Here is a 16,439-nt window from a genome sequence, read left to right as displayed (position 1 = left end):
GTGAGCACCCCGCATCCCGACAGCTTCAAATCCCGCAAGACCCTTCAGGTCGGCGGACAGTCCTATGTCTATTTCAGCCTGCCGGATGCAGAGAAGAACGGGCTCCCCGGGATCTCCAGCCTTCCCTTCTCTCTGAAGGTGCTGCTCGAAAATCTCCTCCGCAACGAGGATGGCCGCACGGTCAGCGCCGATGATATCCGCGCCATCGCCGAATGGCTGAAGACCAAGAAGAGCGACCGCGAGATCGCCTTCCGCCCGGCCCGCGTGCTGATGCAGGATTTCACCGGCGTTCCGGCCGTCGTCGATCTCGCCGCCATGCGCGACGCGATGAAGGCGCTCGGCGGCAATCCGGAAAAGATCAATCCGCTGGTGCCGGTCGATCTCGTCATCGACCACTCAGTCGTCGTCGACTTCTTCGGCAATTCGACCGCGCTCAAGCAGAATGTCGATCGCGAATATGAGCAGAACCAGGAGCGCTACCGCTTCCTGAAATGGGGCCAGTCGGCCTTCTCGAATTTCCGTGTCGTGCCGCCGGGCACCGGCATTTGCCATCAGGTCAATCTCGAATATCTCGCCCAGACCGTCTGGACGCGGAAGGACGAGGCGACCGGCGACGAGATCGCCTATCCCGACACGCTGGTCGGGACGGACAGCCACACCACGATGGTCAACGGCCTCGGCGTGCTTGGCTGGGGCGTCGGCGGCATCGAGGCCGAGGCGGCCATGCTTGGCCAGCCGATCTCGATGCTCGTGCCGGAGGTGGTCGGCTTCCGCCTGACCGGTGCGCTGCGCGAAGGCATCACAGCAACCGATCTCGTGCTCACCGTGACGCAGATGCTGCGCAAGAAGGGCGTCGTCGGCAAGTTCGTCGAGTTCTATGGCGAAGGCATCAGCCATCTGACGCTTGCCGATCGCGCGACGATCGCCAATATGGCGCCGGAATATGGCGCCACCTGCGGCTTCTTCCCGGTTGACGCCGAGACGATCGACTATCTGGACGAGACAGGCCGCCAGGCGGAGCGCATCGCGCTCGTCGAGGCCTATTCGAAGGCGCAGGGCCTCTGGCACGATGCCTCAACCGCCGATCCCGTGTTTACCGATGTGCTCGAACTCGATATCGGCACCGTCCTGCCGTCGCTGGCTGGTCCGAAGCGTCCGCAGGACCGCGTCGTGCTGACCGATGCGAAGAGCGGCTTCCTTGCAGCGCTCGAAGGTGAGTTCAAGAAGCCGGGAGAGGCCGGCAAGCGCGCCGCCGTTGCCGGCCATGACTACGATCTCGGCCACGGCGCCGTGACGATCGCGGCCATCACCTCCTGCACCAACACGTCCAATCCCTCGGTGCTGATCGGCGCCGGCCTGCTCGCCCGCAATGCGCTGGCCAAGGGCCTGAGCTCCAAGCCGTGGGTCAAGACGTCGCTGGCGCCGGGAAGCCAGGTCGTCGCCGAATATCTCGGCAAGTCGGGCCTGCAGAAGGACCTGGACGCGCTCGGCTTCAACATTGTTGGCTTTGGCTGCACGACCTGCATCGGCAATTCCGGCCCGCTGCCGGAAGATATCTCCCGCACCATCAATGAGCACGACCTCGTCGCTGCCGCCGTTCTTTCCGGCAACCGCAATTTCGAAGGCCGCGTCAATCCGGACGTGAAGGCGAACTATCTCGCCTCGCCGCCGCTGGTCGTCGCCTATGCGCTGGCCGGATCGCTGCAGGTGGACCTCACCACCGAGCCGCTTGGCACGGACAAGGACGGTCAGCCGGTCTATCTCCGCGACATCTGGCCATCCTCGAAGGAAATCGCCGAATTCATCGCCGCCAACATCACGCAGGCGATGTTCAAGGCGAAATATGCCGACGTCTTCAAGGGCGATGCGAACTGGCAGAAGATCCAGGCGCCGAAGGGCGAGACCTATGCCTGGGACAATGGCTCGACCTATGTGCAGAACCCGCCTTATTTCGAGGGCATGAAGATGGAGCCCGAGCCGATCTCGGATGTCATCAATGCGCGCGTGATGGGGCTCTTCCTCGATTCGATCACCACCGACCACATTTCGCCGGCCGGTTCGATCAAGGAAGCGAGCCCGGCGGGCGTCTATCTGCGCGACCATCAGGTCCGTCCGGTCGACTTCAACCAGTACGGCACGCGGCGCGGCAATCACGAGGTGATGATGCGCGGCACCTTCGCCAATATCCGCATCAAGAACCAGATGCTGGGCGGCAAGGAAGGTGGCTTCACCCGCCATTGGCCCGACGGCGTTGAAATGCCGATCTTCGATGCGGCGATGAAATACAAGGCCGAGGGCGTTCCGCTCGTCGTGTTCGCGGGCCGTGAATATGGCACCGGCTCCTCGCGTGACTGGGCGGCCAAGGGAACGAAGCTGCTCGGCATCCGCGCCGTCATCGCGCAGTCCTTCGAGCGCATCCACCGCTCGAACCTCGTCGGCATGGGAATCGTGCCGCTCGTCTTCGAGGAAGGCGTCTCCTGGCTGACGCTCGGCCTCAAGGGCGACGAGACGGTGACGATCCGGGGCATTGCCGGCGATCTGAAGCCGCGCCAGATGCTGGATGCGGAGATCACCTTCGCCGACGGCACCACCAAGGTCGTGCCGCTGCTCTGCCGCATCGATACGCTCGACGAGCTCGATTACTTCAAGAATGGCGGCATCCTGCAATATGTGCTGCGCAACCTCGTCGCCTGAGCCTTCAGGCGCGATCGTGACCGGCGCTGTGGCGCCGGTCACCTTGAATTGACTGGTTCGCGAGCGGGTGCGGTCGTATCTGAGTGACCTGAGCCGCAACTGGCGGTCCCCCTCGAAAGCGCATTTTTCAACGCATGTCCCGCCTTCCGTCCATCGCGGCGATCCTGATCTGCTCCGGCTTCATCGCTGGCGCGGCCGGCGCTGCCGATGAGGGGGATGGCGACGAGCAGGTGAAGGCCGTGCTGGAGCTGTTCACCAGCCAAGGCTGCGCCTCCTGCCCGCCGGCCGACGAGGCGCTGGAGTCCTTCGCCAAGCGGCCCGATATCGTCGCGCTGTCGTTCTCGGTCGACTATTGGGACTATCAGGGCTGGAAGGACACGCTCGCCGAGCACGAGTTTACCAGCCGCCAGAAGGCCTATGCTGCCGCCCGTGGCGACAGGCAGGTCTACACGCCGCAAATGGTCGTCAATGGCCGTGTTCATATCGTCGGCAGCGACGAAAAGGCGATTGAAACGGCCATCGCTGCGGGTCCTGCGCCCTCGGTGCCGATCAAGGTCGGCATGATGGGCGACGCGATCCGCGTGTCGGTCGGAGCGGCAGACCGCGATGGCCCACGCAAGGCGACGCTGTGGCTCGCGCTTTACGAGCGCCACGTCAAAGTGCCGATCGCGCGCGGCGAGAACCGCAATCGCACGCTCAGCTACTACAATGTCGTCCGCAGGCTGCGCCCTATTGCCGTATGGCGCGGCGAGCCGGTCAAGGTCGACCTGCCGATGGCGGAATATCGCGAGAGCGGCACGGACGGCTGCGCTATCCTGCTGCAGGAGACGGGCGCTGACGACGCGCCGGGCCAGATCATTGGCGCCGCGCATGTCGAAAAGGCCACCGGCGGCTGGTAGGCTTGGCCTTTTGGAGCCGGAGCCCCTTGCAGCCCATGCTGATCTTCTTCGACGTCGATGGCGTCCTGATTGACGGGTGGCACGCCGATCTCGCCCTGCGAAAACCGTGGGATGCGACGCTGACCGTGGATCTCGGCGTCGACCGAGCAGCCTTTCAGTCCCGCTTTTTCGGCTCGGCCGGACAGCGATCCGAATCCCTCATGCACCAGTGCGTCATCGGTCGCCGCGACCTCGCGGACGCTCTGGCGGAAGTCCTGCCTGAGGTCGGCTATCACGGCCGGGTGGAGGACTTCATGGGCTACTGGTTTGAAAAGGATTCGAACCTCAACGACGAAGTCCTGCGTCTGGTGACAGCCTTGAAGCAGAGCGGCGATGTGCAGCTCTACATGGCGACGGGCCAGGAGCATCACCGCGCGGCCTATCTCTGGAACGAGCTCGGCCTTTCCAGGCATTTCGACGGCATGTTCTACAGCGCCGCGCTCGGCTATCCGAAGAAAGATGTTCGCTTTTTCGAGGCGATCAACCAGAAACTCGGCATCGATGCGGCAAGGCGCCCGCTCTTTTTCGATGACCAGCCGGAAATCGTGGCCTCAGCCCGGAACGCCGGGTGGGATGGCACGATCTTCCGATCACCGGCGGATATCAGCCACCATCCCCGCCTGCAGCATCTGCAGCTCGGCGGGCCGATGGCGGACTGAAGGCGGCCGCAATCAGTCCGTGGACGCTAGCGCGCGAACCGCCCCGAAAATCCGGCGATCGCCAGCGGATTGTCGGCCAGCGTCTCGGCGTCGGCGTGATCGATCGAGGGAAGGCTGGAGAAGGAGGCGACGATCGCCGCTTCAGCTTCCTCCGGCAGATCGATGACGATCAGGACGAGGCGCGAGCGATGGTCCTCGCTCGGCCAAGCGGGGAGACGTTCGGGCGGATGGAACACCGTCTGCGCCGCCTGGACCACCAGCGGCCGATCGCGATCATCGACGGTCTGGACAAGCCCCTTCACCCGCAGCAGATGGCTGCTGTGATTGCGGGCGAGCCGTTCGAGAAAACTTTCGAGGCTGGCACGTCCGATCGGCGTGGTCCGGATCGCCGTGAACGTCCGGATGCGGGCGTCATGACGGCTGACATCGTGTCGTGCGCCGTGATCATGGCCGTGGGCGTGATCATGATCGTGCGCGTGATGATCATGCGCCTCGGCCGCAAGCCAGTCTTCGACGGCCGCGATCTTGCCGGCGATGGCGAAGGGCTGGCTGTCGAAGAGCTGTGCGGCCGTGGGTGCATCTCCGACGGCAGCGAGGATTGGCGCCGAGGGGTTCAGCGCGCGGATGGCGTCGTTTACCGCCGGATCGGCCGCCGGCAGATCGGTCTTGGTCAACACGATTCGGTCGGCAACTGCGATCTGACGCGCCGCCTCGTCATGGGCAGCGATCGTCTTCATGGCGTTGACCGCATCGACCACCGTGACGACACCGTCGAGACGGTAGCGCAGCGACAAATAGGGATGGAGCAGCACGCTCTGCAGCACGGGCGCCGGGTCGGCGAGGCCGGTCGTTTCGATGACGACGCGATCGAGCCGCGCGATGCGCTTGTTGTCGAGCGCACGCAGCAGCGCCTCCAGCGTCGTTGCCAGCTGGCCGCGGATCGTGCAGCAGAGGCAGCCCGACGACAGTTCGATGATGCCGTCCTCGGACTCGCCAACCAGAAGGTGATCGAGGCCCACATCGCCGAATTCGTTGATGATGACGGCCGTTCCGGCGAGCGCTGGATCCTGAAGCAGGCGGTTCAGCAATGTCGTCTTGCCGGCGCCGAGGAAGCCGGTCAGCACCGTGAGCGGGACGGGCGGCTTCAATGCAGTTCGCCCTGATCCGGCAGCGGCGCGATGTCGGTCGAATCGAAGGGGACGCCGATCTCGAGCTTGGTCGGGGCCGCGGCCTTCTTCTTGGTAGCCTTCTTGGTCGTCGGCACGTCGCTCGCCGGTATGGCGTCGGGCGTCGCGGCCGAGGCGTTGGCAGCATCGGCCGGCAGTTCGCTGTCGCCGGTTGCCGTGACCGGTGCCTTGGCCGCCTTCTTCGCGGTCTTCTTGGCCGATTTCTTGTCCGCCGCCTTCTTCTTGACGGCAGGCGCGGCCGGATCGGGATCCGTCGAAACCGCCTTGATGGTTCCGTCCGCCGTCATGAGGCCGAGCGTCGTAACCGGGACGGGATCCATCACCTTGAACTTCGGCACCAGCGAGCTGATCTGGGCCGCCTCGGCGTCGACTTCGTGTTCGCCGCGATCTTTCCGCTTGCAGATCTCGTCGCGCATGTCGATCGCGTAGGGTAACGGCGAGTTCCCACGGAAGCCTGCAAGCGCCGGCCCCGGCTTCGAGCGACCCTCGAAGCCGTCATTCATCAGCCGTGCGGCCAGCTCGGCGCGATCCTTGGCATTGTCCATGCCGAGCACCACGGCGAGCATTGTCGTGCCGCCGCGCTGCGCGGCTGCGACGACATTGAAGCCGGATGAGCAGATGAAGCCGGTCTTCATGCCAACCGTTCCGGGATAGCGATCGAGGAGGTTGTTGGCGGATTTGAGCACGCGCTTGCCCGACTGGATCGCCGTGATCGAGAAGATCGGCCGCCATTCGGGAAATTCGGTCCAGATGGTGCGGGCGAGCACTGCGAGGTCGCGCGCGGTTGTATATTGGCCGGGACCGGGCAGGCCGTTCGGATTGACGAAATGCGTCGAACTCATGCCGAGCTGCGCCGCCTCGGCATTCATGCGCGCGACAAACGCCGCCTCGTTGCCGCCAACCGTCTCCGCGACCGCGACGGCGATGTCGTTCGAGGAGTGGACAAGCATCATCTTCATGGCGTTGTCGAGATCGATCGCGGTGCCGACCTTGAAGCCCATCTTGCTCGGCGGCTCCGCCAGCGCGTTCTTCGAAACGATCACGCGGGTTGCAAGCGAGACTTCGCCGGCCCGCAGCGCCTTGAAGACGACATAGGCGTTCATGAGCTTGGTGACCGATGCGGGGTACCACATCTGGTGCGGGTTGCGCTGCGAAAGGACCCGGCCGCTCGCCATGTCGACGACAATATACGGCGTCTCGACCGCGAAGGCGGCCATCGCACCCGGGAAGAGCAGCATGAGCGCGACGATGAGGCGGGCGAGCGAACGCATCACGGGTAGATCCTGGTCGTTGCGAGCGAAAAGGGATGGGTCTGTCGGCGGCGAACCGCGCCTTTCATAGCCCAAAGCGACGCCTCTTTGCAAAAGTCGAGGCAGGAATTGGGGATTCAGGCGCCTTGCGCCGTGCTCGGCGGCATGGAATTCTCACCCTCCCATGGCGCGCGCCGCGCGTTGCGCCACAATGTTTGTCGTGTGATTGGAAGCGGATCAGACCGTGCCTTCATGCCAGATCTCGCAGTGATCGTGCCGCATAGCCCCGATGCCTCCAAGCCGTCAGACGCGGCGCGGATGCAGCGGTCGCGGGGCAGGGCGCGCGTCGGCTTTCGCCGCGATGGCGATGCGACACGGCTGACGGAATTCATCCAGGAGGGCTGCTGCAAGGTCCGCCTGCCGCGCGGCGAGCCCGGATTACCCCCGGATGCGGTTCTGCTCAACACGGCGGGTGGCATCACGGGCGGAGACCATCTCGTCTATGAGGCCGATGTGGGCGCCGGCGTCTCCATGACCGTGACGACCCAGGCCGCCGAACGCATCTATCGCCGCTCCGCCGGGGCAGTGCCGGCGCGGGTCGAGAACCGGATTGCCGTCGCAACTGGCGGCCATGTCGACTGGCTGCCACAGGAGACGATCCTGTTCGATCGCTCGGCGATCACGCGCAGCCTCGAGGTCGAACTGGCCGAGGATGCGACGGCGCTGATGCTGGAGGCCTATGTCTTCGGCCGAACCGCCATGGGTGAGAACCTGACCACGGTTTCGCTTGCCGACCGCTGGCGCGTCCGTCGCGGCGGCCGGCTGATCTACGCCGACGGCATCGTTGTCGACGGCGATGCGGAGGCGCTGCTGAAGCGCGGCGCGACGGCCAAAGGCGGCGTCGCCGTGGCGAGCCTCGTCATGGTGGCCCCGGATGCCGCGGCGCGGCTTGGTGCCGTGCGTGCACGGCTGGAGGACTGCAAAGGCGAGGCCAGCGCCAGCACCTTCGGCGATGTCCTGACCGTCCGGTTTCTGGCTGCGAACGGACAGGCCTTGCGGCACGACGTCGAAAGCGTGATCTTGACCTTGCGCGGGCGGCCGATGCCGCGCGTGTGGTCATGCTGATGCACGAACGGACGAACAGGGTCTGAAGCAATGAATCTGACACCGCGCGAGAAGGACAAGCTGCTGGTTGCCATGGCGGCGATCGTCGCCCGCAAGCGGCTGGAGCGGGGCGTCAAGCTCAACCATCCGGAAGCCATTGCTCTCATCACCGACTATGTCGTTGAGGGCGCGCGCGATGGCCGGACAGTCGCCGATCTCATGGAGGCCGGGGCGCATGTCGTGACCCGCGCGCAGGTCATGGACGGCATCGCCGAGATGATCCACGACGTGCAGGTCGAAGCGACGTTCCCGGACGGCACCAAGCTCGTCACCGTGCACCAGCCGATCCGCTAGGGGGCACCCATGCTGGAGCTTCGCCCCAATTGCGAATGCTGTGACCGCGACCTGCCGCCGGCGGTCGATGCGATGATCTGCAGCTTCGAATGCACCTTCTGCCCGGACTGCGCTGCTTCCGTCTATGGCGGCGTCTGCCCGAACTGCGGCGGCGGCCTGACGGCGCGGCCAGTCCGGCCGGCGGGCAAACTCGTCGCCAACCCGCCCTCGACGCGCCGCGTCGTCAGGGACGAACAACCATGTCTTGAGCGCCGCGGCATGCTTGCCGCTGGCGCCTGAACCGGCGAGGGGACCCCATGATTCCAGGCGAGATCATCACTGGCCATGGCGACATCGAACTGAATGTCGGCCAGCCGACCGTGACGCTTGAAGTCGCCAACACCGGCGACCGTCCGATCCAGGTCGGCAGCCACTATCATTTCTACGAGACCAACGCCGCGCTCAGCTTCGATCGCGACAAGGCGCGCGGCATGAGGCTCGATATCGCCGCCGGTACCGCTGTGCGCTTCGAGCCCGGCCAGGGCCGCACCGTCACGCTCGTGCCCTATGGCGGCTCCCGCACCGTTTACGGCTTTCAGCAGAAGATCATGGGCACGCTCGCCTGACAGGAGACGGACATGGCTGCCAAGATTTCCCGCCACGCCTATGCCCACATGTTCGGGCCGACGGTGGGCGACAAGGTCCGTCTCGCTGATACCGATCTCATCATCGAGATCGAGCGCGACCTCACCACCTATGGCGAGGAAGTGAAGTTCGGCGGCGGCAAGGTCATCCGCGACGGCATGGGCCAGAGCCAGGTGACGCGGGCCGGCGGCGCCGTCGACACCGTCATCACCAATGCGGTGATTCTCGACCATTGGGGGATCATCAAGGCCGATGTCGCGCTGAAGGACGGCCGGATCGTCGCGATCGGCAAGTCCGGCAATCCGGATGTGCAGAGCGGCGTCGACATCATCATCGGCCCCGGCACGGAAGTGATCGCCGCCGAGGGCAAGATCCTGACGGCCGGCGGCATTGATTCGCACATTCACTTCATCTGCCCGCAGCAGATCGAGGAGGCGCTGATGTCCGGCGTCACCACCATGGTCGGCGGGGGTACAGGGCCGGCGCATGGCACGCTCGCGACCACCTGTACGCCGGGTCCTTGGCACATCGCCCGCATGATCCAGGCGATGGATGCCTTCCCGGTCAATATCGCGATCTCCGGCAAGGGCAACGCGTCGCGGCCTGAGGCGCTGGTCGAGATGATCGAGGCCGGCGCGTCCTGCCTGAAGCTGCACGAGGACTGGGGCACGACGCCGGCGGCGATCGACTGCTGCCTGTCCGTCGCCGACGAGCACGACGTCCAGGTGATGATCCACACCGACACGCTCAATGAGTCGGGCTTCGTCGAGGACACGATCGCGGCTTTCAAAGGCCGGACGATCCACGCCTTCCACACAGAGGGTGCCGGTGGCGGTCACGCGCCGGACATCATCCGCGTGGTGTCGCTGCCGAACGTCATCCCGTCATCGACCAATCCGACGCGGCCCTATACGCGCAACACGCTCGAAGAGCATCTCGACATGCTCATGGTCTGCCACCACCTCGATCCGTCGATCCCAGAGGATGTCGCCTTCGCCGAGAGCCGCATCCGCAAGGAGACGATCGCGGCAGAGGATATCTTGCACGATCTCGGCGCGTTCTCGATCATGTCGTCGGACAGCCAGGCGATGGGCCGGGTCGGCGAGGTGCCGATGCGCACCTGGCAGACCGCGCACAAGATGAAGCTGCAGCGTGGCCGCCTTCCGGGCGAGACGGGCGACAACGACAATGCTCGCGCCAAGCGCTACATCGCGAAATACACGATCAACCCGGCCATCGCGCAGGGGCTCTCGCTCCATGTCGGCTCGATCGAGGTCGGCAAACGCGCCGATCTCGTGCTGTGGTCGCCGGCCTTCTTCGCCGTGAAGCCGGATATGGTGCTGGTGGGCGGCATGATCGCGGCGGCGCCCATGGGCGATCCCAACGCCTCGATCCCGACGCCGCAGCCGGTCCATTATCGGCCGATGTTCGGCGCGTTCGGCAAGGCGCTGACCAACTCGTCTGTGACATTCGTCTCCAAGGTGGCAACGGAGAACGGCCTTTCTGGAAAGCTCGGCGTCGCCAAGGAACTGGTCGCGGTCGAAAACACGCGTGGCGGCATCAGCAAGGCGTCGATGATCCATAACAATGCCATGCCGCATGTCGAGGTCGATCCCGAGACCTATGAAGTGCGCGCGGATGGCGAGCTGCTGATCTGCGAGCCCGCCGACGTGCTGCCGATGGCCCAGCGCTATTTCCTGTTCTAGCTCGGGGCTATAGCCAAGGCCGCCTCGGCGCAGAGCCGGCGGCCGGAAAGAGTTGACGATGATCCGCGCCATTTCCGTCTATCCCGCCGGCCTGTGGTCGAAAGCCGCGTCCGATACCGTTGTGCTTGATTTCGACGCGCGGCATCGGCGGCGGGTTGCGATGTCCGCCAAGGGCGGGAGCGCTTTCCTGCTCGATCTGCCCGGAGCCGTGGCGCTGCGCCATGGTGACGGGCTGATGCTCGAGGACGGACGGATCATCGCGGTCGAAGCAGCACCGGAGACGCTGGCGGAGGTCACGGCGCGCGATCCCGCTCATCTGGTGCGCATCGCCTGGCATCTCGGCAACCGGCACCTGCCGACGGAACTGCTTGGCGACCGCCTGCGCATCCGCCGCGACCACGTCATCGAGGCGATGCTGGAAGGGCTCGGCGCCGTCGTCGCCCCGGTCGAAGCAGCGTTCAATCCCGAGGGCGGCGCCTATGGCCATGGCCGAGTGCATGGCCACGATCACAGCCCGGCCGACGATCACGACCATGACCATGACCACCCAGCGCCGAAGCGGGCGGATCACGACCATGGTCATCACGGGCATGCTCATGATCATTCCCACGGCCACGACCATCATGACCACGGTCATCATGGCCATGAGCATGGCGGTGGGCACCGGGGCCGGTCGTGACCTTCCATGATCCCGTTCTCGGCGATGCGGTCGATCCGCATGCGCTGCATCGGCTGCTCGCCTGGCTGTCGCCGTCCTTTCCCGTCGGGGCGTTCAGCTACAGCCATGGCCTCGAATGGGCAATCGAGGACGGAACGGTCACCGACGCGCCAAGTCTCGAGGCCTGGGTCGGCGACATCCTGATGCATGGCGCCGGCCGGACCGACGCGATCCTCTTCGCCCATGCAGCGGCGGCGATCGATGATGCGGCGGCGCTGCGCGACATCGTCGATCTCGCCGCGGCCTTCCAGCCGGGCGCCGAGCGCCGGCTCGAGGCGCTGGCGCAGGGGCGCGCCTTTCTCATCGCGGTGCGTGCGGCCTGGCCGAACCCCGTGCTGGAGCGCGCGGCCGCGATCATCGATGGGACCGAAGGACCGGCCTATGCGGTGGCCGTTGCGGTCACCGCTGCCGCGCATGGTGTGCCGCGCCGGCCGGCGGTCCATGCCTATCTGCACGCCTTCGCGGCCAATATCATCTCGGCAGGGCTGCGCGCGGTGCCGCTTGGCCAGACCGACGGCCAGAAGATCATTGCAAGGCTCGGGCCCGTGGTCGCGCGCGTCGTCGACAGCGTCGAGGGACTGCCGCTCGAAGCGCTCGGGGGCGCGGCCTTCCGAGCCGATATCGCCAGCATGAAACACGAAACTCAATATACGAGGCTGTTCCGCTCATGACCCGCTCCCCTAACGGCCCACTACGCGTCGGTGTCGGCGGCCCTGTCGGCTCCGGCAAGACCGCGCTGATGGACGCGCTCTGCAAGAAACTGCGCGACCGCTACGACATCGCCGCGATCACCAACGACATTTACACCAAGGAAGACGCGGAGTTCCTGACCCGCTCGGGAGCCCTGACAGCTGACCGTATCCTCGGCGTCGAGACAGGCGGCTGCCCCCATACGGCGATCCGCGAGGACGCCTCGATCAATCTCGCGGCGGTTGCCGATCTCAACCGTCGCTTTCCGGCGCTCGACGTCATTCTGATCGAATCCGGCGGTGACAATCTCGCGGCGACCTTCTCGCCGGAACTCGCCGACATCACGATCTATGTCATCGACGTCTCGGCCGGCGACAAGATTCCGCGCAAGGGAGGACCGGGCATTACCCGCTCGGACCTGCTCGTCATCAACAAGATCGACCTCGCGCCGATGGTCGGGGCCTCGCTGGAGGTGATGGACAGCGATTCGAAGAAGATGCGGGGTCATCGTCCCTTCGTCTTTACCAATGTCCGCTCCGGCCACAATGTCGATGACGTCGTCGCCTTCATCGAGGCCGCGGGCGGTTTGAAGGCCGCCGCCTGACGCGGAGGGCGCGGTGACGGCGTGATTTTCTGCTGCAGTGCAGCTAGAGTTGACCTTTGACGCCGCCCGCGGAGTGCGAAATGCCGATCATCAACCGTCTGGCCGAGTTCCAGAACGACATCGTCGCCTGGCGGCACGATTTCCACCGCCATCCCGAGCTGCTCTATGACGTGCACCGCACGGCGGCGACGGTCGCGGGTCTCCTCAAGGCATTCGGCGTCGACGAAGTCGTGACAGGCCTTGGCCGCACAGGCGTTGTCGGCGTGATCCGCGGCCGCAACAGCGCCAGCGGACGGACGATCGGGCTGCGCGCCGATATGGACGCCTTGCCGATCCTCGAGACGACCGGCAAGGACTATGCCTCGTCAGTGCCCGGCAAGATGCATGCCTGCGGTCATGACGGGCATACGGCGATGCTGCTCGGCGCGGCGCGCTATCTGGCCGAAACACGCAACTTCGAAGGCACTGCGGTCGTCATCTTCCAGCCTGCGGAGGAGGGCGGCGGCGGCGGCCGCGCCATGGTCGAGGACGGCCTGATGGACCGCTTCGCCATTGACGAGGTCTATGGACTGCACAACATGCCGGGCATCCCGGTCGGGAGCTTCGCGATCCGCCCCGGCCCGATCATGGCGGCGACGGACGAATTCAATATCGAGATTGTCGGGGTTGGTGGCCATGCTGCGAAGCCGCATGTGACTGTTGATCCGATCGTAACCGGGGCGCAGTTGGTTACGGCGCTGCAGACGATCGTGTCGCGCTCGGTCGATCCGCTGGAGGCGACGGTCGTGTCGGTCACGCAGTTCCATGCCGGACAGGCGCACAACATCATCCCCGGCAACGCCCGGCTGGTCGGGACTGTGCGGACGCTGATGCCGGAGATGCGCGACCTTGCCGAAGCACGCATCCGCACGATTGCAGCCGGCATCGCGCTTGCCTCCGGCGCGCGGATCGAGGTCGAGTACAACCGAAATTACCCTGTGACGGTCAATCACGTTGCCCAGACCGATTTCGCCGCAGGCGTCGCCAGCGCGATCGCGGGCCCGTCCCATGTCGATACGGCCGTGGCGCCGATGATGGGTGGCGAGGACTTCTCCTACATGCTGGAGGCACGGCCCGGCGCGTTCATCTTCATGGGCAATGGCGACAGCGCTGGCCTGCATAATTCCGATTATGACTTCAACGATGAGGCCCTGCCGGTCGGCGCGTCCTACCTCGCCAAGCTGGTCGAGACAGCGCTGGCAAGCGGATAGCCGCATCCGCGTCGAGGCTGCGGCGCTCTGACTCGGCATCGCCCCTTCAATTTAGAGTGATTCTATGATCAATCGGCTTATCGAGATCGGTAAGCTTGAATTATGCCTAGACTCTTCATCGACGTCAGCGACCTCGTCGACTATGCCCGAGATAACTCGAGCCTCTCCGGAATCCAGAGGGTCAGTATCGAAGTCATTCGCCGCTATGCCAACAGCATTTCGGCGCGCAACGTCAAATTAATACGGTTTGACCCGAGGACGGGGGACTTATCGTATCATGACATCGACTTCTTCAGCGGGGCTTACCGCTTCGATCATCGCGAGTTCTGCCGCTATTTCGGTGTTTCCGGCTCTGACGGTTCGGTCGATCTGAACGACTATCTCAGGCGACGCTACAGGTCCTCTGGCCTGCGGCGGGTGCACCGTGTCCGCAACATCGCGCTCAATCTCCTTTCAGGCGGCAGCCGGTTTCGCCAGCGACGCATCAGCTGGCGGCTGACGGGGGCGCTTCCCCTTCCCGGGCGGGTCGAGGCGGGGCCACGGGCCGGCGATACGATCTTCATTCCCGGCGCCACGTGGGGAATGACAGCCTATATTGAGCGTCTCGAGGGCTTGCGGGCGGACGGCGTCGGTGTCGTCCAGTTCATTCACGATCTGATCCCGCTGGCGACGCCCGAGCATGTCGGCGACTATGTGCCGAGGAAGTTCTTCGACTGGCTCCAGACCATGTCGGGGATCGTCGACGTCTATCTCGCCAATTCCGAGGCGACGCGCCGCGACCTGATTGCCTTCATCGACAAGTCCGGCGCTGCCAGAAGGCCCTGCCACGTCATTCCGCTGGCCCATGAATTCCCGTCCCGGCCTCCGAAGCCGGACCGGGGGACGGCGCTTTCGAAACCGGAGGTGGTGTTCCTGTCCAAGCGCGACGTCCCGGAAGAGGTTCACGCGCGGACGCTCAATGCGTCGCGGTTCCCCTTCGTCCTTTGCGTCGGGACGATCGAATCGCGGAAGAATGTCTATGCGTTGGCGCGCGTCTGGATGGAGATCCACAAGCGGCTCGGCTTCGGAGCCCCGCGCCTCATCCTCGCCGGCAAAAGCGGCAGTCAGAAAGAGGACTTCGACGACCTGATGCGCGGCTCGGGCTGCTGCGACGGGATGATCGCTATCGTTGAACGCCCGTCGGATGCCGACCTCGCATATCTCTACAAAAGCTGCCTCTTCTCGGTTTGCGTCTCGGTCTATGAGGGCTGGGGATTGCCGATCGGCGAGAGTCTCTGGTTCGGCAAGACGGTCGTCAGCTCCTTCACCAGTTCGATGCCGGAAGTCGGCGGCGACATGGTGGCCTATGTCGATCCGCATGATCCGCAGGACATGCTCGATGGCATCCTGCGGATGATCAGTGATGAACCCTATCGGGCCTCATTCGAGCAGCGCATCAGGCGCGACCGGCTGCGGACCTGGGACATGGTCGCCGACGACATCATGACCGCGCTCGGCCGCGTCACGGCGATCTGATCTGCGGCGGAATCGCGACCAGTTCGCTCTTCGGCAGAGCGGTCTCCAGAGGTTCGTTGCGGGTGCGCCAGAGCGAAACGATCACGCCGCCGGCAAGGAGGCCGACCGTCAGACCAAGCGAAACGAGCGAATCCACCGGTCCGATGAGATGCGACCAGAAGATCTTGGCCCCGACGACGATCAGGACGAGGGCGAGCGCGTATTTCAAATAGTGGAAGCGATGCACGGCTGCAGCCAGCGCGAAATAAAGCGCGCGAAGACCGAGGATCGCGAAGATGTTGCTCGTATAGACGATGAACGGATCGGTGGTGATCGCGAAGACCGCCGGCACGCTGTCGACCGCGAAGACGATATCGATGATCTCGATGGTGATCAGCGCGAGGAAGAGCGGTGTCGCCATCCGCGTCAGCTTGCCCGAGGGCCCATGCGGCACGCGAACGAAGAAGCGGCTGCCATGCAGCTCGCGGGTCACGGGGATGAACTTTCGCACCAGGCGGACGATGCGGTTCTTCTCGATATCCGGCTCTTCATCGCCGGCCATCAGCATCTTGATGCCGGTCAGGATCAGGAAGGCGCCGAAGAGATAGAGGATCCAGCCGAACTGGCTGATCAGCGCCGCGCCGAGGCCGATCATGATCGCGCGCAGGATCACCACGCCGACAATGCCCCAGAAGAGCACGCGATGCTGATAGGCGCGCGGAACCGCGAAGGCGGTGAAGATCAGCGAGATGACGAAGATGTTGTCGAGGGCAAGGCTCTTCTCGACGACGAAGCCGGTCAGATAATCCATGCCGGAATCGGCGCCGATCTGCCACCAGACCCATGCGCCGAAGGCGAGCGCGACAGCGATGTAGAGCGCGGAGAACACAAGGCTGCGGCGAATGCCGATCTCATGATCGCCCTTATTGGCGAAGCCGAGATCGAAGGCGAGCAGCGCGACGATGATGACGACGAATCCAAGCCAGACTGCGACAGGCTGGCCGAGGAAATCCACGAACAGGAATTCCGGTAGAACGGAGGCGATTTCCATGGGTACGAGCAATCGTCGCCGTGCCGATGGGCTTCAAGGGTCCGACATCGCGGTGGGCGACGCACCGCCAGAGGGGCCCGGACCCCGCTCGTGAAGTGGGAGCTAAGAGGTCGCAA

16 protein-coding genes are annotated in these 16,439 nt (G+C 64.8%); 13 read left to right on the top strand and 3 right to left on the bottom strand.

The annotated features are described in order from the left end of the window. From acnA to BUB39_RS10260, 3 genes are all read left to right on the top strand, one after another. Positions 1 to 2,694: an aconitate hydratase AcnA gene (gene acnA, locus BUB39_RS10270; RefSeq protein WP_073054129.1), complete on the top strand. Its 2,694-nt coding sequence runs from the start codon at positions 1 to 3 to the stop codon at positions 2,692 to 2,694. A 134-nt stretch (positions 2,695 to 2,828) separates the two neighbouring features. Then, positions 2,829 to 3,593 (top strand): DUF1223 domain-containing protein, encoded by a 765-nt coding sequence (locus BUB39_RS10265; protein WP_073053056.1) that lies wholly within the window; start codon positions 2,829 to 2,831, stop codon positions 3,591 to 3,593. Positions 3,594 to 3,628: 35 nt separating this feature from the next. Beyond that, positions 3,629 to 4,291, top strand: a complete 663-nt coding sequence (locus tag BUB39_RS10260) for an HAD family hydrolase (RefSeq protein WP_073053055.1) — start codon at positions 3,629 to 3,631, stop codon at positions 4,289 to 4,291. A gap of 26 nt (positions 4,292 to 4,317) precedes the next feature. Here the strand turns inward: BUB39_RS10260 and BUB39_RS10255 are convergent, their stop codons facing one another. Next, complete coding sequence (locus tag BUB39_RS10255) at positions 4,318 to 5,439, bottom strand: CobW family GTP-binding protein (RefSeq protein ID WP_073053054.1); 1,122 nt, start codon at positions 5,437 to 5,439, stop codon at positions 4,318 to 4,320. Next, the gene (locus BUB39_RS10250) at positions 5,436 to 6,749 is read right to left on the bottom strand and encodes a D-alanyl-D-alanine carboxypeptidase family protein (protein WP_073053053.1); all 1,314 of its coding nucleotides are present in this window, start codon (positions 6,747 to 6,749) and stop codon (positions 5,436 to 5,438) included. The genes BUB39_RS10255 and BUB39_RS10250 overlap by 4 nt, the downstream gene beginning before the upstream one ends. A gap of 231 nt (positions 6,750 to 6,980) precedes the next feature. Here BUB39_RS10250 and BUB39_RS10245 point away from each other — a divergent pair, with 231 nt between their 5' ends. The 10 genes from BUB39_RS10245 to BUB39_RS10200 all read left to right on the top strand — a co-directional run bounded on the left by BUB39_RS10245 (position 6,981) and on the right by BUB39_RS10200 (position 15,293). Continuing rightward, positions 6,981 to 7,853, top strand: a complete 873-nt coding sequence (locus BUB39_RS10245) for an urease accessory protein UreD (RefSeq protein WP_084527223.1) — start codon at positions 6,981 to 6,983, stop codon at positions 7,851 to 7,853. Positions 7,854 to 7,883: 30 nt separating this feature from the next. Further along, positions 7,884 to 8,186: an urease subunit gamma gene (locus BUB39_RS10240; RefSeq protein ID WP_073053052.1), complete on the top strand. Its 303-nt coding sequence runs from the start codon at positions 7,884 to 7,886 to the stop codon at positions 8,184 to 8,186. A 9-nt stretch (positions 8,187 to 8,195) separates the two neighbouring features. Continuing rightward, positions 8,196 to 8,465: a DUF1272 domain-containing protein gene (locus BUB39_RS10235; protein WP_073053051.1), complete on the top strand. Its 270-nt coding sequence runs from the start codon at positions 8,196 to 8,198 to the stop codon at positions 8,463 to 8,465. A 17-nt stretch (positions 8,466 to 8,482) separates the two neighbouring features. Then, positions 8,483 to 8,791, top strand: a complete 309-nt coding sequence (locus tag BUB39_RS10230) for an urease subunit beta (protein WP_073053050.1) — start codon at positions 8,483 to 8,485, stop codon at positions 8,789 to 8,791. 12 nt (positions 8,792 to 8,803) lie between these two features. Then, positions 8,804 to 10,516 carry an urease subunit alpha gene (gene ureC / locus BUB39_RS10225; protein ID WP_073053049.1) on the top strand — a complete coding sequence of 571 codons (1,713 nt, stop codon included), beginning with the start codon at positions 8,804 to 8,806 and terminating at the stop codon, positions 10,514 to 10,516. A 58-nt stretch (positions 10,517 to 10,574) separates the two neighbouring features. Then, positions 10,575 to 11,195 carry an urease accessory protein UreE gene (gene ureE / locus BUB39_RS10220; protein ID WP_073053048.1) on the top strand — a complete coding sequence of 207 codons (621 nt, stop codon included), beginning with the start codon at positions 10,575 to 10,577 and terminating at the stop codon, positions 11,193 to 11,195. Continuing rightward, positions 11,192 to 11,905, top strand: a complete 714-nt coding sequence (locus tag BUB39_RS10215; RefSeq protein WP_175561822.1) for an urease accessory protein UreF — start codon at positions 11,192 to 11,194, stop codon at positions 11,903 to 11,905. Before ureE ends, BUB39_RS10215 begins: the two co-directional genes overlap by 4 nt. Continuing rightward, the gene (ureG, locus tag BUB39_RS10210; RefSeq protein WP_073053047.1) at positions 11,902 to 12,528 is read left to right on the top strand and encodes an urease accessory protein UreG; all 627 of its coding nucleotides are present in this window, start codon (positions 11,902 to 11,904) and stop codon (positions 12,526 to 12,528) included. The genes BUB39_RS10215 and ureG overlap by 4 nt, the downstream gene beginning before the upstream one ends. Before the next feature lie 80 nt (positions 12,529 to 12,608). Then, on the top strand, positions 12,609 to 13,778 hold the full coding sequence (locus BUB39_RS10205; protein WP_073053046.1) for a M20 aminoacylase family protein: 1,170 nt from the start codon (positions 12,609 to 12,611) through the stop codon (positions 13,776 to 13,778). A gap of 102 nt (positions 13,779 to 13,880) precedes the next feature. Then, a complete protein-coding gene (locus BUB39_RS10200) occupies positions 13,881 to 15,293 on the top strand; it encodes a glycosyltransferase family 4 protein (protein ID WP_073053045.1) in 1,413 nt (470 codons plus the stop codon). Here BUB39_RS10200 and BUB39_RS10195 read toward each other — a convergent pair. Beyond that, complete coding sequence (locus BUB39_RS10195) at positions 15,280 to 16,323, bottom strand: TerC family protein (protein WP_073053044.1); 1,044 nt, start codon at positions 16,321 to 16,323, stop codon at positions 15,280 to 15,282. The genes BUB39_RS10200 and BUB39_RS10195 overlap by 14 nt on opposite strands. Between the last annotated feature and the right edge of the window lie 116 nt (positions 16,324 to 16,439).

It is taken from the genome of Kaistia soli DSM 19436, assembly GCF_900129325.1.
GTDB classification, from domain to species: Bacteria; Pseudomonadota; Alphaproteobacteria; order Rhizobiales; family Kaistiaceae; genus Kaistia; species Kaistia soli.
The sequence above is the reverse complement of the archived record's forward strand: the minus strand, read 5'-3'. Positions and strand labels throughout refer to the sequence as shown.